Below are 26048 nucleotides of genomic sequence, written 5' to 3'. Positions count from 1 at the left end.
TTTAATAATTCACCACGAACGACTGCATGGCCGCAGGAGGTAGAGCAACGCAGGGAGCAGTTGCCGAGACACGAAGAACACGAAGAAAAAACAGGTAAAAAACTTCGTGCTCTTCGTGCCTTCGTGGTGAGCAAAAATGCGTAACTTTCGGATGTTCTTGCGTGAGAACTATTGAATTTTCAACGGCGCAGGCAGATTGATCGGCGGCAGCTGCACAAAAAAACCTTTTTCTTTCAGGCTTTCAAGCACTTTTCCGGCGTCTTCCTTGGCCAGTTTGCGTTCCGGCGTCAGCTCCAAATCCATCACAAATTCCATATTGCCAAAGCTGTTGAACAGCGCTTCCGGCACCTTTGAAAAATCGTCTTTTTTATCGACATACAAATAAAGATTTTCTTTTTTCAGGCTTTTATAAATAAAACACAGCATATTGTCAGTCGCAGTAGTCAATCAAAACGCCCATTCTAACCATTTTTGATTAGAATGGCCTTTTCTTACCGATCGAATAATACGCAATGAATAAATCCTCGTTCCACCCCGATGATTTTTTTAAAAAAGCCTGTGCTTTTGAAGCCTCGCTGATTCTGGTCGCGGCGCTTTTAGGCTGGATCGCAAACATCAACCCTTTCGCTGACCTGAATTTTTCAGAATCGGCCATCGCTTGCGGCGTGATAGGGACAATACCTTTATTCTTAATGTTCCTGCTCCTGGAGCAGATACAGGCGGAGCCGGTCATAAAAATCAAGAACATGCTGTTTCAGACCCTAGGCCCCAGTTTGCATCGTTACCACTGGACCGACTTGTTCATACTGGCGGCGATTGCCGGACTATCGGAAGAGCTGCTGTTTCGCGGCGTCATTCAGCCCTGGATGGAATCGTCCTGGGGAATACCCGCAGCTTTGATCGGCAGCAATATTATTTTTGGCTTGGTTCATGCCGTAACCCCGCTTTATGCCGTGTTAGCGGCTTTAGTGGGGATCTATTTAAGCTTATCCCTGGATTATGGCGGCGACAGAAATTTATTAATCCCTATCATCATTCACGGCTTGTACGATTTCCTGGCGTTTGTCGCCCTAATGCGCGCCTATCGGGCAAGCCTTCTGACCGGTTCGGGCCAGTAACGTTTAAATTTAAAATCGACCCACTTGACAAATAAATCGTTGCCCCCATTTATTCCGGTGAAGACGAATCATCGTTTTTAAGTTTGTTATTGCATTAAATCATTAATCTTTAGGAGACGAAAAATGGCTATCATACGTTATGAACCTTGGGGTTTACTGAATCAATTACAAAGAGAACTGTCGCTTTCGCAAGATGAAAAAGCCGGTGAAGGCTCGGTTGCAACCGCCGAATGGGCGCCCGCGGTCGATATAAAAGAAGAAGCCGACAAATTTGTCATCCATGCCGACATTCCGGGGGTCAAGCCGGAAGACATCGAAGTCAGCATGGAAGCCGGTGTTTTGACCGTAAAAGGCCAAAAAGAAACCGAAGTCAAAACCGAAAAAGAAGGTTATAAACGGATCGAAAGAACATCCGGTTCTTTTTACCGCCGTTTTAGCCTGCCCGATTCTGCCGATGGCGATGCAATCAATGCAAAATGCAAACTCGGCGTGCTGGAAATCATCATTCCCAAGCGGGAAGCCATTAAGCCGAAACGCATCAATGTCGTGTCGGAAGAATAATTTCAAATACTCACCGGCATCATTAATCCTGCTTTTGTACAAACAGGACAACCCCAGGAGCAATCGGGAACCGAAAGCCTCCGAGGGGCGTTGATTAAATCGATTGCGTTCATGGTTCGGCAAGCTCGCCATGAACGCAATCGGAAACTCCACTCTCATCCACTATCGAAGGATTAAATCAGCGGCTCCTTGGGAGAAGATGATGCCAAAAATGACTATGACTAAGCATTTAAGGCGCTTGCTGTTGTGTTCGGCCCTTATGATTATTCATTTTTAGCTAAGGATCGTGCATAAATTAATTTAGGCAATTACCATGAAGAGCATGAAGGACATGAAGACTTAAACCTTTCATGCCGCTTCATGTCCTTCATGGTTAAAAAATGAAAAATAAAACTTGCTCAAGTTATTTCATACACGTTCCTAAATACGATTAACCGATTAAGTTTTGATGCACCCAAGGATGACAATTGATTTCCGGTAGTGTACAAACATCAAATCCGCCTGGATTCTCCAGGCAACTTCAACTGTGATCCGACAGGCAACTCAACATGCAGTATAAAGATTACTACCAGATCATGGGGCTATCCAGAAGCGCCAATCAGGCTGAAATCAAGCGCGCCTATCGCAAACTGGCGCGCAAGTACCATCCCGATGTCAGCAAGGAACCGGACGCCGAGGCCAAATTCAAGGAGCTGGGCGAAGCTTACGAAGTGCTCAAGGACCCGCAAAAAAGAGCCGCTTACGATAAACTGGGCTCCAACTGGAAAGCCGGCGAAGATTTCAGCCCACCGCCAAAATGGGATGAAGGCTTCGAGTTTAGAGGCGGCGGTTTTACCGGTGGCGACGCCAACGCTTTTAGCGCTTTTTTTGCACAATTGTTCGGTCGCGACGGCTTCCGTCCAGCGGACCAGGTACCGCACGGTTTCCGCGTGCGCGGCCAAGACAGTCATGCGAAGATTTATATCGACCTGGAAGACAGCATCCAGGGCGCAACACGCAATATTTCCCTGAGTACGCCGGAAATGGATGCGCAAGGCCGTGTGCAGATCAAACATAGAAACCTGAACATCAAAATCCCCAAAGGCGTTAAGCCCGGACAGCACATCCGGCTGGCCGGCCAGGGCGACCCCGGCCTTGGCGACGGCAAATCCGGCGACCTGCTGCTCGAAATAGCCTTTAACAATCACCCGCTGTACCGCGTTTCCGGGACCGATATTTATCTGGACCTGCCCGTTACGCCCTGGGAGGCGAGACTAGGCGCTAAAATCAAGATCCCGACACCGGTAGGAACCGTCGACCTGAAAATACCGCCCCACTCGGAGCAAGGCACCAAACTGCGCCTAAAAGGCCACGGACTGCCCGCTAAAACGCCCGGCGATTTCTACGTGGTGCTGCAAATCGCCCTGCCGCCCGCACACAGCGAAGAGGCCAAAGCAGCCTACCAAAAAATGCAGCACGAGTTTGATTTTAACCCACGCGTATCCCTGGGGGTATAACGCCAATGAATTCGCATCATTTATTACCGGTTCATACCGGAACCGTTATTGAAGACGACAAACTGACGTTAGGGCAACTGTGCCATGCTTGCGGCGTGCATGCAGACTGGGTTATCAGCCTGGTTGAAGAAAGCATTATCGAACCGCAGGAAGGGGATGAAATGCACTTATGGCGTTTTTCAGGCGCAAGCCTGGTAAGGGTGCGTTCTGCGCTACGGCTACAGCGCGATCTCGGGGTTAATCTGGCCGGCATCGCACTGGCGCTGGACTTGATCGAAGAGCTCGAACAGCTGCGCACCCGGCTAAAAATAATGGGTCACGACTAAATAATACCGGGTTTACGGGCAAACGGCCGTCATTAGCCGATTTCATTTCCATATTCGAAAAGATGACAATGACTTTGCAGTAGCGTACAAATATCGAGTCTATCTGGGTTTTTCCAATTGTCATCGGACGGGCCGGCATGCAATATAAAGACTACTACAAGGTCATGTGGCTGCCAAGAAACGCCACGCAAGTCGAAATCAAGCGCGCCTATCGCAAACTGGCGCGCAAGCACCATCCCGATGTCAGCAAAGAACCGGATGCCGAGGCAAAATTCAAGGAGCTGGGCGAAGCTTACGAAGTGCTCAAGGATCCGCAGAAAAGGGCCGCTTACGATAGGCTAGGCTCCCACTGGAAGGCCGGGGAGGATTTCAGTCCGCCGCCAAACTGGGACGAAGGCTTCGAGTTTAGCAGCGCTTCCGCCGATAGCGAAACCGGCGCGTTCAGTCATTTTTTTGAACAATTATTCGGGCGCTCGGGACTCCGTTCAGCCGACCGGAGACAGCGCGGCATCCATGCACGGGGCCTGGACAGCCGGGCGAAAATTTATATCGATCTGGAAGACAGCATCCAAGGCGCGACGCGCAATTTTTCCCTGAGCATGCCCGAAACCGATGCACAAGGTTTTGTGCAGGTCAGACACAGAGCCCTGAACATCAAAATCCCCAAAGGCATCAAGGCCGGCCAGCACATCCGGCTGACCGGCCAGGGCGAACGCAGCCCTGATGACGGTAAAACCGGCAATCTGCTGCTAGAAGTCGCTTTTAACGCCCATCCCATGTACCGGGTGTCCGAAACCGATATTTATCTGAATCTGCCCGTTACGCCCTGGGAAGCGAAGTTAGGCGCCCGCATCAAAGTGCCGACACCGAACGGAAGCGTTGAGCTGAAAATACCGCCCCACTCCCAACAAGACTCTCATCTGCGTTTAAAAGGCCTTGGGTTGCCGGCCAAACCGCCGGGCGATTTCTACGTGATGCTAAAAATTGTCCTGCCGCCGGCGAATACCGAACAAGCCAAAGCAGCCTACCAAAAAATGCAGCAAGAATTTGATTTTAACCCGCGCCTATCCTTGGGGGTATGAGACCCATGAATTCTGACGACTTATTGCCGGTACAGACCGGAACTGTCATTGAAGATGACAACCTGACGTTAGAACAGCTGTGCGATGCTTGCGGCGTCCAGCCCGACTGGGTTATCAGTTTGATAGAGGAAAGCATTATCGAACCGCAAGGGGATGAAACTCATTTATGGCGTTTTTCCGGTGCAAGTTTGGCGCGGGTACGTTCCGCGCTAAGGCTGCAACGCGACCTGGGCGTTAACCTGGCCGGTATCGCGCTGGCGCTGGACTTGATGGAAGAGCTAGAACATTTGCGCGCCCGATTAAAAACAATGAGGACATGACTGAAAATATCCAAACCGTCCACACTGCACTACTGAAACCCGGCAAAGAATTTATCCGCCTAATCTGCGGAAATGCAACCCTACCACGATGCGTAAACTAATAAACAGCAACATGACTGACGCCATATAAGCCGTTGCCACGCCGACAGAACCAACGCTCGCGCCAAGCACAAAGCTCAGCGACACCATCATTACCGTAGAAACCATAGTCAAGCTTAATACGATGCGGTGCGAGCCCATAAATTGCAGGTAATAAGGCACATCGGCAAACAGGGCGCTGAAGCAGGCGCCTGAGGCAATAATCAGCATAGTATGATAGCTGCCGCTGAAATGTTCGCCGAATAATCCCAGTATGGGACGGCCCGCGAAAATCAGAGTGACCAGCAAGGCCAGAACCATGCCGCCGACCGCTAACCCCCTTTGTTCCATAATCTTTCGTATCGCCTGTTTATCACCGCGGCCTATCATCACAGCCATCATGGGCAGATAATAACGATTGGTCGAGGTCCCTATCAGCGAAATAATACCGCCTGTCTGGGCGGCAACGGCATAAACGCCCACTTCTATACCCGAAGGGAACAGTATTTCCAGAATAATAACGCCGCCGCTGGTCATGACGGTTAACAACAGGCTATTCAAAACCAGGGGCAAAGAGCCTCTAAGCCATTTTTTACCCTGCATGACCGGCATCGTATTTTTAATGCCTGCCGGCATCAGCCTTTTAGCCATGCACCACATAATGACCAAGGCAATCGTCCATGCGCCGCCGAAACAAAGCACTGCGGACAGGGCGGATACTTTAACAGGGCTCAATGACAAACCGGCAAGCAGCACAAGATAAACCGCCGGCAGAAACAGCCTGTAAATCGTGACACTGAGCAGCTGAGCGCCATGCGCGGCAATAACATCAACCAAAAACAGCGTCACCGCGATGACCGGCAAAAAACCGGCGAACACGACAATAGCGATATGCACGTCGGCTTGCCGTAATGCTAAAAAAGCTTCAAGGCTTATACTCAGTATTGCCATCAGCAACAGACTGAAAGCGCTGATGCTGCGCAAGGCAAACAACCAGAAGCCGCGAAACCTTTGCCAGTCCTCGCGATCACGCAGCAACGCTATAGCCCGCAACGCATATTTTTCAAGGCCCAGGGTCGCCAGCGTTGACAGCATTGTTACGATTGACACGGCCACACTGTAATCGTCAAAGTCACCGACGCTGAGCCATCGCGCCAGAAAAATATTGGCTATGTATATCAGACCGTAATTGGCCAGCGCCATTACAAACAATCCCAGTGAACGAAAACTATTCGAATGCGGGTCTAGGTGGTGATCCATTGACGCTAATATTTTTAAGTAAAACCATGATTAGAATAACGGCCAATAAGCATTTAAAGCGCAGCTTGCCCCCCAGTACTTTGTAACTTAGGATCGTGCATAAATTAATTTAGGCAATTACCATGAAGAGCATGAAGACTTAAACCTTTCATGCCGCTTCATGTCCTTCATGGTTAAAAAATGAAAAATAAAACTTGCTCAAGTTATTTCATGCACGTTCCTAATCAGTTTTGAGCATCGGGCTCCTTTCTGATTATTTTAAAACATTCAACAGTTCCGCTCATTTCATTGGCCGTCAGCAGATAATGCTCCCCGTCTACCGTAAAATGAGTGATTCCTTCAGGCGACTTGCCTTCGTCGCCGCCAATCTTGCCCAAAGCGATTACCGTAGGGTGGAAAGGATCTGCCAACGAAATCAATCCAACTGAACCGGCTCTTTCCATACCGACGGCGACAAAAGGTACGCCGTCCAGATCGAACGAAACCACCATTTCCGGTTCAGAGCCTTTTTTGTTGCTGCGCCGCTCAGGGTAGACTTTATTGGCGAACGCAAGCTCATCAAGCTGATTGCCGGTGTCGCCCAGCAAGACGCCTGTCGCTGCATCGAAAACGCTGACCGAGCGCCCGCCGCTGACCGGCTGTCCCTCCGCCGGCGTTGAAGTATCCGAATCGGTATCGCCTTCATCGGCAGTGACGAAATAACGGCCGTTAGCTACCGTGGTTATCCCGTCGGGCTCGCGCAGCCCGGCCATCGATTGCTCGAATTTCACCCAACCGTCGTAGCGGGCGTCGGTTTTATGTTGGCTTGCGCCCAGGCCGTAGTAACTGATGACCTGTTCGCTGATTAAATCGACGACCGCAACCGCATCGTCTTCCTGCAAAGTTACATAGGCTTTCTTTGCGTCCGGCGAAATGGCGATATATTCCGGCTCCAATAAGGCGGGAGAATGGGTCTTTATCGGGATTAGTATTTTCTGCTCGCCTTTGGTTTCCGTACCATAAACATCCTGCCCTTCAAAATACCCCAGCAGGACTTTTTTCTTGTCAATCTTGCCGTTGCCGTCAAAATCCATGTTCTTGCTGATAATGCCGTCGCCGTTCCAGTCGATTTCTCTTTCCATAAACCGGCCGCCTTTGCTGACAATAAAGCCTTCATAGTTAATCGCGTTGGCCAGCTCCAGGTTTTTGTGGCTTACAATATGCCCGGATTGGCTTAAACGAACCGTGGAAATGCTGCCTTCCGGCGAGAAAAATTGTTTGCTCGACGGTTCAAACAAAAAATCTTCCCCTTCATTGGCGATCATCGCGAGCTTGCCGTCTTCGGAAAAAACCACCGAATCAGGCCCAAAGCCGACGACGATACGATCGATCAATACACCTGTTGTTGCCGAACGAATCTCCAGCCTGCCGGGGCGGTTACCGACATCGATAACCGCCGCAAACAGATCCAATACAGGATGAAAAGCAACCGAAGTCAGCTCTTCGCCCTTGCTTAATTTAAGATTGAAACGCGCTTTTCTCTGCAAATGCTGAGGCTGGCTGACATCCAGCACATCAACTTCGCCCGTTGCGAAATTGCTGAGCACCGCCCGCAACGTCGATTGTTGTACGCTGACGATTTCCGTGCCTTTGTCATGCCCGGAATCATAGAGACTGACCGGCTCTATGACCCAATTACCGGTAACGGATGGAACCGGCGCCAATGCGCAACCTGCCAACCATAAAACAGGTATTAATTTAATGATGTAACTAATTTTCAACGCTAACCTCTTTAATGACCGATTTTATAGACTGTTTAAATCGCCCATCATATATGAATTCTTTCCAATAAAAAAAGCCGCGCTGGAAATCCAGCGCGGCTTTTTATCTAACTAATACCCGATCTATTTAATACGCTAATTGTGTGCGTATAGTGAAAGTATCATTCGTATCTGGTTTACCTCCTGTAACGGTAGTAACAGCTGCATCAGTCATATTAAATGCCCGGGTGTAGTCACCCATTATGCGGATATTACTGTTAAGGTACCAGTTTAAAGCGACAGTGACATTCGACATTTTGCCACCGCGGAAAGCACCATCGTTTAGATCGGCATCAGAGTAACGGGCCGCAAGTTCCCATGCACCCAAGCCGCCATTCTTAAAACTGAAATTCTTCGCTGGATCGACTTTATAAAACCGGCCTTGCTTGTAGTGGCGCGATTCACCGGTGATTGTCCATGCAGCGTCTGCATACCAGCCATCTAATTCCAGATTAGTGCCGCCATTTTTACGATCAAGCCAAGTGCGCGTATATTCCGCTCCTACTGAAACAGGCCCGTAAAGTCCGGCAGCTTCTAGGCCCATCATTTTGATGTTGTTAACACCGGTTACTCTGGTATCTATCAAGTTAAGATTAGACATATGATTGGTTTCATATACATAATGTACGCCGCTGCTATCCAGAACCTTATCGTCAGCGTTTGGCGCCCGGTAATTACCGGCGACACCTAAATGCACAACTTTGGTTTTCTCTTCAATCGGCGCATAAGTAGCGCGTCCTGAAATAGCCCAACCTTCGTCACCTTTGTTAGGAGCGGCGGGCTTATTAGCGGTAATAGTGTCGCCATAAATACCGAGCGCAGCGGTATAGCCTTTTTTGGCTTCACTTTGAAGATTCAGACCGATCGCACGATCAACAACCGGGGCGTTTAATACGTTCATTAAGGAACGCTCGGCAAACATCAGATCGTTAGAGCTTTCGAGCAACTCCCGACTGAAGTTTTGTTTCTGTTGACCAACAGTAGCGCTCATGAAACCTAAGCCGGTATATTGAATAAATAAATCCTTCATGGCAACGCCGTTATCAGCGAAGTCCGCTTGGGTTTTAAAGTTCCAGTCTTTAAAGAAAGTACCGGTAAAGTCTATCCGGGCGCGGCGGAATTCCGTGCCGTCATTGGCTTCAACATGATTGTTTGTGCCTGCTGTAACAAAGTTATCATTGCTGCTGTAATTCGCATCTGCCTGAATACGGCCGCCCAGTTTAAATTTGAAATTTTTATCCTTTGTTTCAAAGTTAAGACCTTTTTTATCCAGCTTAACATTAACCGAATCAGGCCCTGTAGATTCCTCTTTGTGCTCTTGCAATGCCTTGATTGCGTTATCTTTTAACGCCAAATCTTCGCGAATGGCTTTAATTTCCGCTTTGTCCAGTTTCTCTGCTTTAGAGGGAGCATTGTCGACTTTCTCGAAAGACCCCATCAGTTCCCGACCCCGACCGGGTTCCGCATAAATTTGTTTGGTTTTGGTATCGACATAAAGGTCCATCGCAAAAGCGCCGGATGTTACGCCCGCTCCTAAAACGGTAGCAATGGCCAATGTAAGTTTAGAAATTTTCATATTTTGCTCTTGGTTGTTATCAAAAAAGTTTGAGCAAGAATATGGAAAGTAAATGACAGCCTAATGACAGCTTTGTTACATTTTTGTTACAGCGCAACAAATCGGCAATTAATTTGCCAACCTGCAACAATTTAAATCCGCTGTTTGGATTTTCTGCTATTCCTAATAAAAACCAGCAGGTTAGCAATTATCTTTTTAGCAACAAAGACACTGTATTTTAGACGTTAACCCCGAAGTAACCTGCTCTCTGTGTTAAATCAACATCTAAAAGCCGGCCGATGTGGCTACAAAGTTGCAACAACGCAGAGGGGTGTGGCTACAGTAAAACGGCTCTATGTGAAATTGAGTCGGTAACTTATTGAGTGGATAACTTTTCGTAAGCATGTCACCTTTCCCCGTTCGCCCTGAGCCTGTCGAAGGATGAATGGGGAAAGGTGACATGCTCTGATGGATTATATGAGCCAACAAAAATATATTATTATGAATTCAATTACTTATCAGATAAGAATAATATCAAACTCAACCGTAAATCCGCCCATCCTTCGACAAGCTCAGGACGAACGGATTTACTCTTCTCGACGTCTCGATGAGGATTGTAATGAACACAGGTGTACTAGCCATTATTGTTTTAGCCGTTTTGATCATTGGATTATTGTTTTTCGGTGTATCCAAGTTATCTGAAGAATAACTCACCTCGCAACGGCAAGCCGGTTTACTGTTCCGCTTGCTTAAACACCAAATCAATCCGGGCGCCGCCTGCCGCGCTGACGCGTTTTAACTCAAGCCGCGCTTTATGCAGGTCGGCAATCTCCTTGACAATCGCCAAACCCAATCCGCAACCGTCGCCCGGGCTTCCGGGAATGCGATAAAACCGCTCGATAACCTTGTCCATTTCAGCTTCGGGTATGCCTGGGCCGTCGTCTTCGACAATCAGCCGAGGCGCCGGATGGCTCTTGACTTTAACCACAATATTGCCTTGGGCATGACCGTAACAAATGGCGTTATCCAGCAGGTTAGCCAGCAATTCCCGCAACAGCACCTCGTCGCCGCGCACATACACCGCCCGCTTCGAGCCTTCAAAGCTCAGCTCCATGTGCTGCTGCAACGCTTTAGGCACCCAGTCCATGCAGGTTTCCCTGGCCAGTTTGCACAAATCCACCGGCCGCAATTCATAATCGCCATTAACCGGTTCCGACCTGGCTAACACCAATAATTGCGTGGTCAGGTGCGACATGCGGTCGGCACAACCCTGAATATGCCTCAGCGCGGGTTTCATGGCCGACAGGTCTTGTTCGCGCTGCGCGCGTTCGACTTGCAGTTTCAAGCCCGCCAGCGGAGTGCGCAATTGATGCGCGGCGTTGGCGATAAAGCGTTGCTGAGCTGCAATGGCTGCCGACAATCGCGCCAGTAAATCATTGATGGTATCGGTCAGCGCCCGCACTTCCAAAAACACATGCCGATCGGAAATGGGCCGTAAATCGCGCGACGAGCGCTGGGCAATTTCACCGGCCAATACGTGCAACGGCTGCAAGCCGCGTTTTACGCCTGCTACCAGATAAATTCCCGCCAGCAACACCAGCGCCATCTGCGGCAACAGGTCGGCCAACAAAATATCCGTCATCATGTTCCGCCGTTTATTTAAGGTTTCCGCAACGTGAACGAAAACCTTTTCCGATGTATTCTCGCGGGTAATCGACATGGACACCACCCGGACCGGTTCGCCATACATTTCGTCGTCAAAAAAGACCGGATGCGTCCAGTCGGTTTTCGAATCGAACGGCTCGGGAACAAATTTGTCGCCCGCCAGCATGCCTTTTTCTTCGGAGATGATTTTAAAATAGGTTTTGTCCGATTCATCCCATTTGAAGATCTCTAAAGCGGCGGGAGGCAATTCCACGAATATCTTGCCGTTGCGCACCTTGATTTCCTGGGTTAACGACCTTGCGGAATCGAGCAGCCAGCGGTCATACGCCACGTCGACATGATGCAGGGTGACAAAATAAGACAGGACAGACTCGAAGCCGATAAAAAAAATCAGCGGAATGGCCAGACGTAGAAGAATTTCCGTTTTGAGGCTGCGCTGTTTAGTCTTCATCCGAGCGCTCCAGCAAATAACCGAGCCCGCGCACCGTCCTGATCACCGCGCCATAGGGTTCGATCCGCTTGCGCAATCGATGCACATAAATTTCAACCGCATTATCGGTCAGCGCGTCGCCGTCAACGGCCAGCCGCTGCGCAATGCGGTCTTTGCTGACGACTTTTCCGGCCTGAATCAGCAGTATTTCCAATACGCCGTATTCCCGCGCCGACAAGCTGATCGCCTGACCGTCGACCAGGACTTGATGATTGCGGGTATCCAGCACCAAGCGGCCGATCACAATATCGTTATTAAAGCCGCCGTAACAGCGGCGAATCAGCGCATGAACCCTGGCTTCCAATTCCCTGAGTTCAAAAGGTTTGGTCATATAGTCGTCGGCGCCTTGTTCAATGCCGCTGATCCTGTCGTTGACGCCGTCGCGCGCGGTCAAAATCAAAATCGGCAACGGGATTTTCCGGCTGCGAAGCTTGCGCAACAGCTCCAACCCATCCATATCCGGCAAGCCCAAGTCCAGTACGATCAAATCGAAACCTTGCGCCAGCAACAACTGTTCGGCGTAAGCGCCGCTCGTGGCCGAAGTCACCGAATAGCCGCTATCGCTCAAGGTGTGCGTCAAGCCGTCGGCTAGAACGGCGTCGTCTTCTATTAACAAAATGTTCATACAGTCGGAAAATTGTGAAAGGTTCTTGAAAGGTTAAGCGGCTAGGATAAGTATCATCGGGATAAACAGCGCCAGCTGTTTAAATTTAAAACCGGCTAAAAATTGGGAAAACAAATGAAAACCTTAATCAGAGAAGTGATTCAAAGTAGTGCAATCGGAATTGCCGGCGGCAATCATGATATGCGACCGGCGAAGTGAGTTTTTATGAGGACAGTTTACGTTATTAGCCCTGTTATGTACGTCCAGCTGGAAGACGAGCACTTTAGAATCAAAGGAATATTACTATGATACACAAACACACTCAATATTATATCCGCCATCTAAAAGACGATATCCCCGCAGGACTCGTAGTGTTCTTGGTCGCCCTGCCATTATGCCTGGGTATTGCGCTAGCCTCGGGCGCGCCGTTGTTTTCCGGGCTGATTACCGGTTTAGTGGGAGGGCTGATCGTTTCATGGCTCAGTGGCTCGCAACTGGCTGTTTCGGGTCCTGCCGCAGGTCTTACCGTGATCGTTTTCAATGCCATTGAAACCCTGGGCAGTTTCCAGGGTTTGCTGTTAGCCTGCGTCTTAGCCGGGATCATTCAACTCGCCTTGGGCTACCTCAGAGCCGGGATTATCGGCGCTTTTTTCCCCTCGGCCGTCATTGAAGGCATGTTGGCGGCTATCGGTTTGATTTTGATTATCAAGCAGATTCCGCATGCCACCGGTTACCATAGCAGCTATGAAGGCGACGAAAGCTATATGAAGGAAACGGCCCGCTCAAGCTTTATGGAATTGGTTGACGCATTTGGCGGCATATCGCCAGGTTCGACTGTTATCAGCGGGGTGGCGTTGTTGCTGTTGATCCTATGGAGCATGCCCTGGTTTAAAAAGCAGAAACTGTTAAAGCTGATTCCAGGACCATTAGTCGTGGTGCTGTGGGGAGTCGGCTATAACCTGGCCGCGACAAAATTTGCACCGGCTTGGTCGGTCGGTGCGGAACATCTGGTCAGTTTACCGGTCCCGGAAAAAACCACGGATTTCTTCAACAATTTCATGTTCCCCGATTTCAGCTATCTGACCAACCCGCAGGTTTATGTAGTCGCAATAACGATTGCGATCATCGCCAGCCTGGAAACCCTGCTCAGCCTTGAGGCGACTGATAAACTCGACCCTTTCAAGCGTATCGCGCCAACCAACAGGGAACTGAAAGCGCAAGGAATCGGCAATATCATCAGCGGCCTGATCGGCGGCCTGCCGATGACCGCCGTTATCGTGCGTAGCGCGGCCAGCATCAACGCCGGCGGCCGAACCCGCATTTCCTGCTTCACTCACGGTTTGTTTTTGTTGCTGAGCGTCCTGTTTTTGGCGTACTACCTGAACTACATTCCGTTGCCCTGTCTGGCGGCGATTTTACTGCACACCGGATATAAGCTGGCCAACCCCGGCCTGTTCAGCCATTTCTACCACAAGGGCATGAGCCAATTTATGCCGTTTGCGATCACCGTGCTCGCCATTCTGATAACCGACCTGTTAAAAGGCATGGCGATCGGCATGGTCATCGGCCTGTTTTTTGTAGTCAAAGCCAATTATTCCGCGGCAATTACCTTGATTCAGGACGGGTCGCATTATGTGCTGAAATTCAACAAAGACGTTTCTTTCCTGAACAAGGCCTTGCTCAGGAAATTCATCCTTCGGATTCAGGAAAACAGCAGCGTAGTCATTGATGCGAGCAATGCCAAGTTTATCGATCATGATATTGTAGAGTTAATCGAGGATTTTCTGGTGCAGGCGCCGGACGACAACATTAGCGTTGAAGTCATCGACTTATACGGCAAAGAAAAGATCAAGAAGCATGAATCTTTAGTGGTGTTGAATGAACGCGCCGACGCTTAAATACCTTCCGGTATAAGCTCTTGCCAGCGCTCTCATAAACGATAAGAAACACTGCCGATCCGGCAGAAAGGGCATTGCAACCTTAACCAGCCTCCACAATCTCAGCGTATTTGCCGACCTGCTCGGCGGTCGGCAAATACGCCGCATTCGCATCGAATGCCCCTTAGGATCGTGCATAAATTAATTTAGGCAATTACCATGAAGAGCATGAAGACTTAAACCTTTCATGCCGCTTCATATCCTTCATGGTTAAAAAATGAAAAATAAAACTTGCTCAAGTTATTTCATGCACATTCCTTAATAGCTCCATGACTTTTGCAAGCGGATCCTGCCCACATAACCCAATTGGCACAAAACCTGCTTTTAATTTATCAAACAAGAAAATCCGCAGGCTCGGCTAATTAAATTGTTTAACTTAAACAGCCGAGCCTGCGGATTTTTTTACTTAATGGATAGCGATTTACTTTCAATAACCTAACCAGGAATGCAACGTTATGCGGAGACCCGGAAAATCATTTCACCCCTCCCTATCAAATTCATCCCGATATCTTGGTTTCATCCTTACGCTAAGCGTTTTTTGGCATGACAGCCTGTCCGCAGAAACGCTCAGCTTAGCTCAAATACTTAATCTGCTTGAAACGCACAATCCGTCGCTAGCCAATGCTCAAGCCCGCAAGGAGTCCGCGCAGGCCGCATTGGTGACGTCCAAAGCCTATCCGAATCCCGAGCTGGAAATAGGCGGAGGCTCTTCGACCGGCATCGGCCAGGGCGCGCTCAACGGTTCCAATGAGCAGGTTTATATCTCCCAAACGCTGGACCTGCCGTTCGTAAGAGAAGCCCGAAGCAAGGTTGCCGAAGCCGGTATTACTTCGGCGGATGAAGCCGGCCGCCATGTCTGGCTGACCGTGCGCAGCCAGGTACGGCTGGCGTTTTACGAGATTTTGCGGCGTCAGGCGGAACTGCAAATCAGCAAGGACAACGAGCAATTACTGACGCAGATACGCGATAAAATCAAACTCAAGGTTGAAGTAGGGGAAGCGCCCCGTTATGAACAGGTCAAATCCGAAGCGGAAGCGCTGAACGCAGTAAAACTGCGGGAAAGCGCGGAAACCCGGGTGGATGACGCCAAATCGGCGCTACGCATGATGTTCGGCCCGGCCTTGCCGCACCAATATGAGGCGGCGGGCGACTTGCCCGCACCACCCGCGTCACTGCCATCCCTGGAAAGTTTGCGTGAAGAAGTGATGAACAAACAACCCGTCTTGCAGCAGTTTCGCGCCGAAATCGAAAAAGCCGAGGCCAAAGTCAAGTATGAGCAAAACCTCCGCTACCCGCAGCCGACCTTGAAAGCGGGCGCGGAACGGGATCCGGGACTTGAGCAGTGGCGGGTCAACATTGTCGTCCCCTTACCGTTGTGGAATCAGCGCCAGGGGCCTATCGGCGAGGCCGCTGCGGAGCTGCAACAAGCCGAAGCATTGGCCACGCAACAGGAGTTCTCGGTCATGCGGGAACTGGAAAACGCTTACAACCGGTACCGGATAGCCCATCGCCAAGTTGAAACTTTCGATGCCGGTTTGCTGAGGGAAGCCGAAACGGTGCTCAAAGTCGCCGAATCCGCCTATCGCCTCGGCGAACGCGGCATTATCGATTATCTCGACGCCCAACGCACCTACCGCACCGTTCGTAGCGACTATATGAACGCCCGCTTCGACCGCCAGGCCGCATTGATTGACCTGGACCGTTTACGCGCTACCGATCTGGAGGATCTGTAACTATGACATCATTTTACCCTTTGCTGTTTATCCTGCTGCTGATCTCCCCGGCAAGCAACGCCGACAATGCCTTACCGGTGGTCAAAGCCAACTCCGTACTGATGAAGCAGATCAAAGTCATCGCGATAGGCAAAGGCCAAGTGCATGATTCCTTGCGCTTGCCGGCGCGGGTCGACCTGGATCAACAGCGCGTCGCCCGGATCGGCGCAACGGTAACCGGCCGGATTACCGAAATCCAGGCCGTACTCGGCCAGGAAGTCCGTAAAGGCGAACAGCTGGCGATACTCAACAGCACCGAACTCGGCATGGCCCAGTCGGCTTATCTAAAGACCAGTTCGCAAGTCAATCTGCGCCAACTGGCGGTAAACAGGGCCAAGCGCCTGCTGGCCAGCGACGTGATCGCGGCTGCCGAGCTTCAGGAAAGGGAAAGCATGCTGAATGAAGCCGACGTGGATTTGCGCACCGCGACCGACCAGTTGCGCGTGTTCGGCATGTCGGACAGCGATCTGTCCAGGCTGTCCAGGGAAAAGAAAATCCATTCGTTCCTGCCGATTACCGCCAGCATTCAGGGTACGATTGTCGAGCGCAACGTCACCGTCGGCCAAGTCGTGCAGCCCGCCGACGCCTTGTTTACCGTAGCCGACCTGTCCCATGTCTGGGTGGTCGCCGAGCTGCCTGAGCAACAGGCGGGCTGGGCGCACAAGGGCGATGAAGCGCTGGTCACTATCGCCGCCCTGCCGGGGGAAGAACTGAGCGGCCGCCTGATTTATGTGGACGACATGGTTGATCCCCAGACCCGTACCGTCACTGTGCGTATGGCGCTGCCCAATCCGCAGCGTGTTTTCAAGCCGAACATGCTGGCCACCTTGCTGATTCGCAAGCAGGGCGTACAGGAACTGGTTTTACCCGATTCGGCGGTGCTGCGCGTCAATGACGGCGATCACGTCTTCGTCCAGACCGCGCCGGAAGAATTCCAACTGAGACCGGTACAACTGGGCATTCGTTACGGCAATGTCCGCCGCGTTCTCGGCGGCTTGAAACAGGGCGAGAAGGTTGTCGTGGAAGGCGGCTTTCATCTTAACAGCGAACGCCAGCGCAAGGAATTGGAGTAAAACCGATGGTCGAAGCCTTGATTCGTAGAAGCCTGGATAACCGTATCCTTATTCTGGCGCTGGCGCTGGCGTTGGCGGCTTTTGGCGTGCGCGCGCTACAGTCGCTGTCCGTCGATGCATTCCCCGATGTCACTAACGTGCAGGTGCAAATCGCCACCGAATCCTCCGGGCGTTCGCCGGAGGAAGTCGAGCGTTTTATTACCGTGCCGCTGGAGATCGCAATGACCGGCCTGCCCGGCCTTACGGAGATGCGCTCGTTAAACAAAAACGGCCTGTCCCTGATCACACTGGTGTTTACCGACGCTACCGACGTCTATTTTGCCCGGCAATTGGTCATGGAGCGCCTGATGGAAGTCAGCCACAACATGCCCGAAGGCGTCAATCCGGTATTGGGTCCGGTTTCCACGGGGCTTGGCGAAGTGTACCAATACACACTGGAGCGGGCTGACGACGGGGAACGCGCGCTGACCCCGGAAGAGCTGATGCGCCGCCGCGAAACCCAGGACTGGGTCGTGCGCCCCCTGTTGCGCGGCATAGCCGGGGTTGCGGAAATCAATTCGCAGGGCGGCTACAACAAGCAGTATCAGGTATTGGTCAATCCCGACCGCATGCACCATTACCATATCACGCTGGACGAGGTCTTTAACGCACTGGCGCACAACAACGCCAACAGCGGCGGCGGCGTTTTACCGCATTTCGCCGAGCAATACCTGATTCGCGGCGTCGGTTTGATTCGCGACGTCGCCGACATCGGCAATATCGTGCTCAAAGAGCAGCACAGCGTCCCTGTCCACATTCACGATGTCGCCGAGGTCAAAATCGGCCACGAAGTGCGGGTCGGCGCGGTGATAAAAAACGGTTATACCGAATCGGTCGGCGGTATTGTGATGATGCTACGCGGCGGAAACGCCAAAGACGTCGTCAGCCGCATCAAGGAACGGGTGCAGGAAATCAACGACAAGAACATGCTGCCGGAAGACCTCAAAATCGTTCCGTACTATGACCGCAGCGAACTGGTCGATGCCGCGTTGCACACCGTCACCAAGGTACTGCTCGAAGGCGTGGCGCTGGTCGTCGTGATTCTGCTGCTGTTTCTCGGCGATATCCGCTCCAGCCTGATCGTTGTCGGCACTTTGCTCATTACGCCGCTGGTCACCTTTATCGTCATGAACCAGCTGGGCATCTCCGCCAACCTGATGTCGTTGGGCGGACTGGCTATCGCGATCGGCCTGATTGTCGACGGCTCCGTCGTCGTGGTCGAAAACGCCTTCAGCCAGCTGACCGAGCGCAAGGGCCGCTTTACCAGCCGGGTGAAAGTGGTCATGGCCGCCGCCCAGGAAGTCGCCACCCCGGTGTTATTCGGTGTCGGCATCATCATTCTGGTATTCCTGCCGCTGATGACATTGGAAGGCATGGAAGGCAAGATGTTTTCGCCGCTGGCTTATACGATCGCAATAGCCTTGCTGATTTCACTGATTCTGTCGCTGACCTTAACGCCGGTTTTATGCTCTTATCTGCTGGAAGGCCAGCATGGAGAAGAACACGATACGCGCATTATTGCGTTCATGAAAAAGCCTTATCTTAGGCTGCTGGATATAGCCCTGCAAAAAGGCAAGACCGTCGTTTTTCTGGCTGCCGGCCTGTTTGTCGGCGCACTGCTATTACTGCCCTTTTTGGGTACCGCCTTCATTCCCGAGATGAAGGAAGGCTCCATTGTTCCGGCAATCAACCGGATGCCGAATATATCGCTGCAAGAAGGTATAAAAATGGAAATGGAAGCCATGCGCATGGTCATGGAGATTCCGGGCGTAAGCCTCGCGGTGACCAATATCGGCCGCGGCGAAAGCCCGGCCGACCCGCAAAGCCAGAACGAATCGACCCCGATCGTCAGTTTGAAACCCCGTGATCAGTGGCCTAAAGGCTGGAGCCAGGATCAGATCGCCGATGCGATACGCGACAAGCTCAATGAAAATCTGCCCGGCATCCAGGTGGTGATGGCGCAACCGATTTCCGACCGCGTGGACGAAATGCTGACCGGCGTGCGCTCCGATCTGGCCGTGAAAATATTCGGCGACGATCTGGAGCAGTTGAAAACAACCGCAAACGACATCGCCCGGCTTGCGGGCGCTATCCAGGGCGCTCAGGACATCCGCGTGGAACGGCTGACCGGACAGCAGTATTTGTCGATCACAATCAACCGCGAAGCCATCGCCAGACACAGCATCAATGCGGCCGATATTAATGAGGTCATTGAAACGGCTATCGGCGGCAAGACGGCGACGGAAATCTATGAAGGCGAACGGCGCTTCTCGGCAACCGTGCGTTTGCCGGAAGGTTTTCGCAACAGCATCGAAGCCATTGACGCCATGCTGCTGACTTCGGCCAACGGCGCGCGCGTACCGCTGGGCGATCTGGCCGACATCCGCCTGAATGACGGGCCTTCGCAGATCAGCAGGGAAATGGGCAAACGCCGGATCGTTGTCGGCGTTAACGTCAGGGACAGGGACTTGGGCAGCTTCGTGGCGGAACTGCAAAAAGCCGTCTCCAACCAGATCAAGCTGCCGGAAGGGTATTACCTGGAATGGGGCGGACAATTCCAGAACATGGAACGCGCGCTGGGACATCTTAAAATCATCATCCCGATTACGATCGGCGCGATTTTCTTTCTGTTGTTCATGCTGTTCAACTCGCTACGCTTTGCCGCGCTGATTATTCTCGTACTGCCGTTTGCGTCGATAGGCGGCGTGGTATCTTTGTTCATCACCGGCGAATACCTGTCGGTGCCGGCCTCGGTGGGCTTTATTGCGCTGTGGGGCATCGCCGTATTGAACGGCGTGGTGCTGGTTTCCTATATCCGCAACCTGCGCGACAGCGGACTCAGCCAGATAGAGGCCATACGCCAGGGCTGCGCGCAACGCTTTCGCCCGGTCATGATGACCGCCACCGTCGCGCTGCTCGGGCTGGTGCCCTTCTTGTTCGCCACCGGCCCCGGCTCGGAAGTCCAGCGGCCTTTGGCTATCGTTGTTATCGGCGGACTGATCACGTCAACATTGCTGACGCTGATTATGCTGCCTACGCTTTATCGATGGTTCGAGGAAGACCGTTAGTCTCTTTGATTCATCAGACGTGACCCCCCTTTTCCCTACGGCATCACAAAACCGTAATGTCGTGGCGGACTTTAAAAAATTTTATGTGCATTGTGCGTAAACACAGCGGAGAATGAATGTGAACTTTTTACCGGGAGTAGAACATGCCGCACAATTATTTGAAAACAAGTTACGCCTTAGCCCTTGCAATCGCCGGAATGCTGGCGACCGCCCCGGTTCTAGCCGACAAGCATGCCGGGAAAGGCCACGAAAAAGCCGAGAAACATGAACGGCGGGAAAAACAAAGTCATGACAGGGAGCGCGATGATCGGCCATTTCAGCAAAAAGGCGAACAAGACCATAGAGAACAGCGCTATTTCGACGACCGGCACCGAGCCGTCATCCATGACTACTATGTCGAGCAGTTCCGTACCGGCCGCTGTCCGCCGGGCCTCGCCAAGAAACAGAACGGCTGCGTTCCGCCCGGACTGGCAAGACAGTGGAATATAGGCCAACCGCTGCCCCGCAACGTGACTTACTACGATCTGCCGTCGGCAGTACTTAATCAGCTGGGAGCGCCGCTGCCCGGACACCGTTACGTGCGAGTGGCGGACGACGTCCTGCTAATCAGGCTAGGAACGGGATTGGTTGTAGACGCCCTTCAAGGACTGGGCTGGCGCTAACAGTCGTCATATTTAAAGCCGAACACAGGGCTAGGGAAGCGCTGATTTAGTCCTTCGACAGGCTCAGGACGAACGGTAACGTATTGATTCCGTTCGTGGTGAGCCTGTCGAATCATGAACGGAAGCATTTTGTTCAGCGCTTCCCTAGGTTCTATCCCGCCAAGACAACAATGCGATGTTTCTCCGCACGAAAATAAACGCTGTACGGAAAACGATTGTAAACAATTATTTACCACCGAGAAGACACGAAGTTTTTACCTCAGATATTACCGGGTAGGTCGGGTAACTGCTTTTCGTTGCCCGACATTTGAAGCGCGTATATGTCGGGCATAAACGGCATGCCCGACGGGACTTTAATGCGTACCCGCCAATTTAAGTACCAGCGCAGTTATCAATACTGTTTGCAGCACACCAACGCCCACCACCCAACGGATTAACTCCGCTTTAGTTTCGGCAATATCACGCTTTAGCTCGGAACGTACCAGCTCAATCTTTAACTCCAGTTCCCTTAAGTCGCGCTTGGTGGCTAAATTATCTAAATCATAATCATGCCGTGCCTGCTCCAAGGTATTGCTGGATGTTGTTTTTTGTAAGTTGGTTATTACTTCCGCCTGTTCTTCGCTAAAACCTACATCCTTAAGCTTTTTAACAAACTCATGCGTATCGAAAGTTAATGTATTCATCGTTTCACCTGCATTGATTTAGAATGCATTGTATAGGCAAAGGTCATCATGCACAAAAAAGCCGGTGTGTCCGGCCTCTGCTGCTATGTCATGCGGTAACGGCACTAAGCTTTAAAGTTGCAATGCGAATCGGGCGGAAATTCTAAGCCCAGAACTATGATCGAGCTCTGCCTTGGCAAAGCACCGTACCAATCAAGCGAGTCGGGTAGTTGCAACAGCTTTTCGTCGCCCGACATTTGAAGCGCGTATATGTCGGGCATAAACAGCATGCCCGACAGAACTATATCTTCTTTGGGTCGGCAGGACTTGTATACAGATGAGCGCCGGAGCGTGGGAGCGATCAACAACCCATTGTTATTGATGCAATACATCCCAAACCGGCTGCAACAGGCTTTGGCATTGCAGCTCAAACGGCTCGCCCAGCACCTGCCCCAAGTCCGCCACATTGCCGTAAAGCCGCCTGAGTTCCGGCTCGTAAGGCTGTTCCACGGCCCTGGACAATTGCTCGATTGCCGCATCCAGCGCCGACTTTGAGGCCCGGCTGCCGATTTGCAGTTTGTGGGCCTGTTTGATGTACGCCAACGCCGGTTCGACAAAAAATGCATCGGGCTGTTTTCGGCCCTGCCGGTATATTTCTATCCATGCGCTCAGCTGCTCCGCTTGGCAATGTTCGGGCAACAAGCTTAAGTCTTCATCGGTGCTGAGCAAAAACGTCGACTGCATGGATGCAGGAGGTACGACCCCACGGATGGGGGAGGTAGAGCAATGCAAGGAGCGATTGCCGAGAGCAATGCAAGGAGCAATTGCCGACGATTGCCGCTGGACTTCGTTAATTATCAGATGATGCAACAGTGCGCAGACAAAATCCTTGCCCTTAAGGGCGGCGTAACGATAAATGAGGCTGCCGTGCTGATAAAGGTTGCCGAGTTTGCCGGCCAGACGGTATTGCCCGACAATTATATCTACCGGCAAATCGTCTAAAGACGCGCCTAAGTCTTTTTCCTTTATTCGTTGGACAAATTCATTAATCGCCTGCTGTTGGCGGTCGAACTCCAGTTCGCCCGGTACGCCCGCCAGCCACCGGCCTTGGGCTTGCAGTTTTTTTACCGTGGGCTGCTTGCCGTTTAGCGCCTCGTGTATCCATTCATGATAAATCGCGTAACCCTCCAGCTTGTCGACGCTAAACGGCTCGCGCTCTTCGGCATCGGCTTCCATGCCGCTAAAGCGTAAATCCATTTGCCTCTGCACGAAGTAACGTTGTGGATGGCGGAAGAAACTGAACAATTCGCTGAGCTCGATCACTTCGGTTTCCGCAGCGTCTTCGAGGATTGCTCCTTGCCACCATAAATCGACAAGGGCGGACGGTCGGTCGCCCCTGCCGGACAATGCTCTGGCGGTTTCGCAATCGGTCTCGGAAAAGCTGAATAAATCCGCCGCACCGTCAAAATAGCGCCGACTAAACGGTTGCAACGGATGCCGGGTAATCAGGCCGCCACACTGCAAAACCTCCAGCAATTCGCTGATCACCACCGATGGCGGAATGGCATCGTTGTGGCTGATCGACTGGCCGATATAGGTCATGATCAGCCGCTGTCTGGCCGACAACAGGATTTCCAGAAACTGGTAGCGGTCATCGCTGCGGTGCGAGCGGTCGCCTTTGCGAAAATTGTGCGCCAGTAAGTCGAAGGTCGGATGACGGTCGATTTTTGGGAACTCGCCGTCATTCATGCCCAACAACGCAATCACCTTGAACGGGATCGAGCGCATCGGCAACATCGAACAAAAGGTCAGCTGTCCGCGCAAAAAGCCGTTGGACGATTTGCGCTCGGCAACCATGCCTTCCAGCCAGCTGATAATCACTTGCAGCTCGACGTCATCATTATGGACTGCGGCCAGTTCGGCGGACAATTCCGCCAGCAGTTCGTTAAGCTGTCGGCGCTCGACCGGTTCCGCAGCCGCCAATAACTGGTCGGCGTAATAATAAAGCTGCGCGCTCCAGCTTTTCAGCGGTTTCGCCTGTTTCAGTTCCTTGCTGGCTTTAAACAGCAGCTGCATAAAATCGCACAAGCCGCCCAAAGCCAGCGCCGAGGAACCTTCAATATCCCTGTAGGGCAGCACCTCTGCAATAAAATCCTGATCGCTGCCGACCGCATAGCCCATCAGCAGCCTGTCCAGCATTGCCTGCCAGGTATTTTCGCTCAGTTCCGGCAGGCCCAGTTCCTGCTTGTGTTGCGCGGACTTGCCCCAGCGGACATGGGTATCCTGCACCCAGTGTTTGATCAGTTCCAGGTCGACCTCGGACAAACCGAAACCCGGATACACCACCGGCTGTTCCAGCAAATCCAGCACCGATTGCCAGCCGAAACGGCTTTGGCTCAAGTCCAAAAAGCGGATGAAGGCGTCCAGCGCGTTGTTGCTCAGGCGCAAGCTGCGATCGGCGACCGCATGTTGAACGTCATCGAACACGGCGGAAATAAACGGCTCGTACACCTGGATGTCCGGCGCCATGACCACGATGTCGCGCAGTTCCAGCGACGGGTCGTTTTCCAGCGTTTGCAGCAACTGGTTTTTCAGCACTTCCACTTCGCGCATCCGGGAATGGCAGGCATGGATGCTGATTGAGTCGTCTTGTTGCAGTACCTGTCCGTCCAGCCGGTTATTCAAGATGCCGTTTTGCAGCCGTTGCAGATGAGTGCGCGCCTCGCCCAGTTCGAAACTTTCCGGTTCGAAATCGAACTGCGCCTGATCCAGCAACATTTCCTGAAACTCGCGTCCCTGCTGGCCTAAGGTTGACAGCAACGGATGGCCGGTAAAATTTTCGTCGATTGCCCGCTGTCTCTTCGTTGCCAGATCGGCCCAAAAATCCTGCGCCGGATTGAGCAGGAAAAGATGCAGCTGGCAATGTTTGGACAAGCCTTGCAAATAGCTCAAGAATAACGGCGGCATCGTGTTAAGCCCGAACACCGAAATCCGCTCCGGCAGTTGCCCGCTGAATGCGCCTTCCTCCGCGGCATTCAATTTGGCGATCACGTCCAGCCACAACGAGCCCCGGTGCTTGTTGCCGGTCTGTTCGGTTATTTGCAGCCACAACGCCTGCTGCCAGCGTTCGGTTGTTGTCTGGTACAGCAACTGGCCTTTTTGCCACGCCTCCAACATATCCGGCCGCATCATCTGGTACTGGTCGAAAATCTGCGCCAGCTGCTGGGCTAACTGGTAGCGCTTTAACGCGACATTCTCGCCGGACAGGTATTGCGTTAACGGCAAAAATACCTCGCCGTCCAGTCGGTCGCATCGGTTCCCTACCGATTGCGACACTTCTGACCTCCAGGGAGGGAGGAAATGCCGAGGACTGCCGGGAGCAGTCTCGGTCGCCATCCCTGGCAGTCGCCTGAGCAAGGCCTCGATCCGCCATAGCATCAAGTTACGCTCGAAAGCCGCATCGCTCAAGCGGCTGTCGATGTTCTGCGCCAGCGAGCTGAAAAACTTGCCCGGAAATAAAAACTCGTAATTGCCCCATACCTTGAATCGGCCGGCCAGCTGCTGCGACAACCAGCGCTCCATGCCCTGGCTTTGGATCAAGAAGACCTCCTTCGCAAAAGGCGAGGCCAACGGCGAGTTTTCGATGACTGCGCACAGGTGGGCGACCAGGTTTTCGGTTTTATTGGAGCTGTGCAGGATGAACATGGGCGCTTGAGTTTATCGTGGGCATTTTTTAAAAATCAGCTGAGGAATCTTTGCATCTGCTGTATTATCACACACCATTTACAGTCCCTTAACTAAAATCAGGAAGCCTCATGACTCAAGACGAATTAAAACAAAAAGTAGCTCAAGCCGCTTTACACTATATTAAAGATGTTTCCATTATCGGCGTAGGCACCGGTTCTACGGTGAAACATTTCATCGATTATTTGGCCGATTTTAAAGGCCAGATCGAAGGCGCTGTCTCCAGTTCCGAAATGAGCACCGCACATTTGAAAAAAGTCGGCATTCCTGTGCTGGACCTGAACTCAGTCGGCACGCTGGATGTTTATGTCGATGGCGCTGACGAGGTGACGCCGCATAAACATATGATTAAAGGCGGCGGCGGCGCATTAACCCGCGAAAAAATCATTGGCGCAGCCAGCAAGCAGTTTGTTTGTATTGTCGATGAAACCAAATGCGTCGATGTGCTGGGTAAATTTCCGCTGCCAGTTGAAGTCATCCCGATGGCCAGAAGCTATGTTGCACGGGAGCTGGTTAAATTGGGCGGCCAACCGGTGTGGCGGGAAAACGTTATCACCGACAACCACAACGTGATTCTCGATGTACATAACCTGGACATTATCGATCCGATCAAGCTGGAACAAATCATCAACAACATTACCGGCGTAGTGACAGTCGGCATTTTTGCGATGCGTCCTGCGGATGTGGTGTTAGTGGGCAAGGGCGATGAAGTCATCACGCGATAACAAACTTCTATA

20 protein-coding genes are annotated in these 26048 nt (G+C 51.8%); 12 read left to right on the top strand and 8 right to left on the bottom strand.

What is annotated here, in order from left to right; genetic code table 11:
* Positions 1-168: 168 nt before the first annotated feature.
* The gene (locus B0F88_RS10525) at positions 169-426 is read right to left on the bottom strand and encodes a YcgL domain-containing protein (protein WP_104423894.1); all 258 of its coding nucleotides are present in this window, start codon (positions 424-426) and stop codon (positions 169-171) included.
* An 86-nt stretch (positions 427-512) separates the two neighbouring features.
* On the opposite strand from B0F88_RS10525, the gene B0F88_RS10520 reads away from it, so the two are divergent.
* From B0F88_RS10520 to B0F88_RS10495, 6 genes are all read left to right on the top strand, one after another.
* Positions 513-1118 (top strand): CPBP family intramembrane glutamic endopeptidase, encoded by a 606-nt coding sequence (locus B0F88_RS10520; protein WP_104423893.1) that lies wholly within the window; start codon positions 513-515, stop codon positions 1116-1118.
* Positions 1119-1241: 123 nt separating this feature from the next.
* On the top strand, positions 1242-1679 hold the full coding sequence (locus B0F88_RS10515; protein ID WP_104423892.1) for an Hsp20/alpha crystallin family protein: 438 nt from the start codon (positions 1242-1244) through the stop codon (positions 1677-1679).
* Positions 1680-2227: 548 nt separating this feature from the next.
* Positions 2228-3175 (top strand): DnaJ C-terminal domain-containing protein, encoded by a 948-nt coding sequence (locus B0F88_RS10510; RefSeq protein WP_104423891.1) that lies wholly within the window; start codon positions 2228-2230, stop codon positions 3173-3175.
* Between the two features lie 5 nt (positions 3176-3180).
* The gene (locus B0F88_RS10505) at positions 3181-3501 is read left to right on the top strand and encodes a chaperone modulator CbpM (protein ID WP_104423890.1); all 321 of its coding nucleotides are present in this window, start codon (positions 3181-3183) and stop codon (positions 3499-3501) included.
* 137 nt (positions 3502-3638) lie between these two features.
* Positions 3639-4583: a DnaJ C-terminal domain-containing protein gene (locus B0F88_RS10500; protein ID WP_104423889.1), complete on the top strand. Its 945-nt coding sequence runs from the start codon at positions 3639-3641 to the stop codon at positions 4581-4583.
* Between the two features lie 5 nt (positions 4584-4588).
* Positions 4589-4903: a chaperone modulator CbpM gene (locus B0F88_RS10495; protein ID WP_104423922.1), complete on the top strand. Its 315-nt coding sequence runs from the start codon at positions 4589-4591 to the stop codon at positions 4901-4903.
* Between the two features lie 51 nt (positions 4904-4954).
* On the opposite strand, the gene B0F88_RS10490 is transcribed toward B0F88_RS10495, so the two are convergent.
* From B0F88_RS10490 to B0F88_RS10470, 5 genes are all read right to left on the bottom strand, one after another.
* Positions 4955-6241 (bottom strand): lipopolysaccharide biosynthesis protein, encoded by a 1287-nt coding sequence (locus tag B0F88_RS10490; protein WP_104423888.1) that lies wholly within the window; start codon positions 6239-6241, stop codon positions 4955-4957.
* A 224-nt stretch (positions 6242-6465) separates the two neighbouring features.
* Positions 6466-8001 carry a choice-of-anchor I domain-containing protein gene (locus B0F88_RS10485; RefSeq protein WP_104423887.1) on the bottom strand — a complete coding sequence of 512 codons (1536 nt, stop codon included), beginning with the start codon at positions 7999-8001 and terminating at the stop codon, positions 6466-6468.
* A 127-nt stretch (positions 8002-8128) separates the two neighbouring features.
* Complete coding sequence (locus B0F88_RS10480) at positions 8129-9616, bottom strand: OprO/OprP family phosphate-selective porin (RefSeq protein WP_104423886.1); 1488 nt, start codon at positions 9614-9616, stop codon at positions 8129-8131.
* Positions 9617-10328: 712 nt separating this feature from the next.
* The gene (locus B0F88_RS10475) at positions 10329-11711 is read right to left on the bottom strand and encodes a sensor histidine kinase N-terminal domain-containing protein (protein ID WP_104423885.1); all 1383 of its coding nucleotides are present in this window, start codon (positions 11709-11711) and stop codon (positions 10329-10331) included.
* Entirely contained in the window at positions 11701-12375 is a 675-nt protein-coding gene (locus B0F88_RS10470) for a response regulator (protein ID WP_104423884.1), read from the bottom strand. The genes B0F88_RS10475 and B0F88_RS10470 overlap by 11 nt, the downstream gene beginning before the upstream one ends.
* Before the next feature lie 284 nt (positions 12376-12659).
* On the opposite strand from B0F88_RS10470, the gene B0F88_RS10465 reads away from it, so the two are divergent.
* The 5 genes from B0F88_RS10465 (at position 12660) to B0F88_RS10445 (ending at position 20905) form a co-directional block, all read left to right on the top strand.
* Complete coding sequence (locus B0F88_RS10465) at positions 12660-14252, top strand: SulP family inorganic anion transporter (RefSeq protein ID WP_104423883.1); 1593 nt, start codon at positions 12660-12662, stop codon at positions 14250-14252.
* 494 nt (positions 14253-14746) lie between these two features.
* The gene (locus tag B0F88_RS10460) at positions 14747-16024 is read left to right on the top strand and encodes a TolC family protein (RefSeq protein WP_104423882.1); all 1278 of its coding nucleotides are present in this window, start codon (positions 14747-14749) and stop codon (positions 16022-16024) included.
* Positions 16025-16026: 2 nt separating this feature from the next.
* A complete protein-coding gene (locus tag B0F88_RS10455; RefSeq protein WP_104423881.1) occupies positions 16027-17136 on the top strand; it encodes an efflux RND transporter periplasmic adaptor subunit in 1110 nt (369 codons plus the stop codon).
* A gap of 5 nt (positions 17137-17141) precedes the next feature.
* Entirely contained in the window at positions 17142-20243 is a 3102-nt protein-coding gene (locus tag B0F88_RS10450) for an efflux RND transporter permease subunit (protein ID WP_104423880.1), read from the top strand.
* A 143-nt stretch (positions 20244-20386) separates the two neighbouring features.
* Positions 20387-20905, top strand: coding sequence for a hypothetical protein (locus tag B0F88_RS10445; RefSeq protein WP_104423879.1), 519 nt, complete (start codon positions 20387-20389; stop codon positions 20903-20905).
* A 353-nt stretch (positions 20906-21258) separates the two neighbouring features.
* Here B0F88_RS10445 and B0F88_RS10440 read toward each other — a convergent pair whose 3' ends face one another.
* Positions 21259-21588, bottom strand: coding sequence for a DUF1640 domain-containing protein (locus B0F88_RS10440; RefSeq protein ID WP_104423878.1), 330 nt, complete (start codon positions 21586-21588; stop codon positions 21259-21261).
* Positions 21589-21942: 354 nt separating this feature from the next.
* Positions 21943-25272, bottom strand: a complete 3330-nt coding sequence (recC, locus tag B0F88_RS10430) for an exodeoxyribonuclease V subunit gamma (RefSeq protein ID WP_104423876.1) — start codon at positions 25270-25272, stop codon at positions 21943-21945.
* Positions 25273-25382: 110 nt separating this feature from the next.
* On the opposite strand from recC, the gene rpiA reads away from it, so the two are divergent.
* On the top strand, positions 25383-26036 hold the full coding sequence (gene rpiA, locus B0F88_RS10425) for a ribose-5-phosphate isomerase RpiA (RefSeq protein WP_104423875.1): 654 nt from the start codon (positions 25383-25385) through the stop codon (positions 26034-26036).
* Positions 26037-26048 lie beyond the last annotated feature (12 nt).

This window comes from Methylobacter tundripaludum, from assembly GCF_002934365.1.
Lineage (GTDB): Bacteria > Pseudomonadota > Gammaproteobacteria > Methylococcales > Methylomonadaceae > Methylobacter_A > Methylobacter_A tundripaludum_A.
Note: the sequence above shows the minus strand (reverse complement) of the source record. Positions and strands in the feature narration are given on the sequence as shown.

What these genes read in the sequence shown, in the direction of transcription:
- B0F88_RS10525 (WP_104423894.1), bottom strand. Translation starts at nt 426, where the DNA reads ATGCTGTGTTTTATTTATAAAAGCCTGAAAAAAGAAAATCTTTATTTG.
- B0F88_RS10520 (WP_104423893.1), top strand. Translation starts at nt 513, where the DNA reads ATGAATAAATCCTCGTTCCACCCCGATGATTTTTTTAAAAAAGCCTGT.
- B0F88_RS10515 (WP_104423892.1), top strand. Translation starts at nt 1,242, where the DNA reads ATGGCTATCATACGTTATGAACCTTGGGGTTTACTGAATCAATTACAA.
- B0F88_RS10510 (WP_104423891.1), top strand. Translation starts at nt 2,228, where the DNA reads ATGCAGTATAAAGATTACTACCAGATCATGGGGCTATCCAGAAGCGCC.
- B0F88_RS10505 (WP_104423890.1), top strand. Translation starts at nt 3,181, where the DNA reads ATGAATTCGCATCATTTATTACCGGTTCATACCGGAACCGTTATTGAA.
- B0F88_RS10500 (WP_104423889.1), top strand. Translation starts at nt 3,639, where the DNA reads ATGCAATATAAAGACTACTACAAGGTCATGTGGCTGCCAAGAAACGCC.
- B0F88_RS10495 (WP_104423922.1), top strand. Translation starts at nt 4,589, where the DNA reads ATGAATTCTGACGACTTATTGCCGGTACAGACCGGAACTGTCATTGAA.
- B0F88_RS10490 (WP_104423888.1), bottom strand. Translation starts at nt 6,241, where the DNA reads ATGGATCACCACCTAGACCCGCATTCGAATAGTTTTCGTTCACTGGGA.
- B0F88_RS10480 (WP_104423886.1), bottom strand. Translation starts at nt 9,616, where the DNA reads ATGAAAATTTCTAAACTTACATTGGCCATTGCTACCGTTTTAGGAGCG.
- B0F88_RS10475 (WP_104423885.1), bottom strand. Translation starts at nt 11,711, where the DNA reads ATGAAGACTAAACAGCGCAGCCTCAAAACGGAAATTCTTCTACGTCTG.
- B0F88_RS10470 (WP_104423884.1), bottom strand. Translation starts at nt 12,375, where the DNA reads ATGAACATTTTGTTAATAGAAGACGACGCCGTTCTAGCCGACGGCTTG.
- B0F88_RS10465 (WP_104423883.1), top strand. Translation starts at nt 12,660, where the DNA reads ATGATACACAAACACACTCAATATTATATCCGCCATCTAAAAGACGAT.
- B0F88_RS10460 (WP_104423882.1), top strand. Translation starts at nt 14,747, where the DNA reads ATGCGGAGACCCGGAAAATCATTTCACCCCTCCCTATCAAATTCATCC.
- B0F88_RS10455 (WP_104423881.1), top strand. Translation starts at nt 16,027, where the DNA reads ATGACATCATTTTACCCTTTGCTGTTTATCCTGCTGCTGATCTCCCCG.
- B0F88_RS10450 (WP_104423880.1), top strand. Translation starts at nt 17,142, where the DNA reads ATGGTCGAAGCCTTGATTCGTAGAAGCCTGGATAACCGTATCCTTATT.
- B0F88_RS10445 (WP_104423879.1), top strand. Translation starts at nt 20,387, where the DNA reads ATGCCGCACAATTATTTGAAAACAAGTTACGCCTTAGCCCTTGCAATC.
- B0F88_RS10440 (WP_104423878.1), bottom strand. Translation starts at nt 21,588, where the DNA reads ATGAATACATTAACTTTCGATACGCATGAGTTTGTTAAAAAGCTTAAG.
- recC (WP_104423876.1), bottom strand. Translation starts at nt 25,272, where the DNA reads ATGTTCATCCTGCACAGCTCCAATAAAACCGAAAACCTGGTCGCCCAC.
- rpiA (WP_104423875.1), top strand. Translation starts at nt 25,383, where the DNA reads ATGACTCAAGACGAATTAAAACAAAAAGTAGCTCAAGCCGCTTTACAC.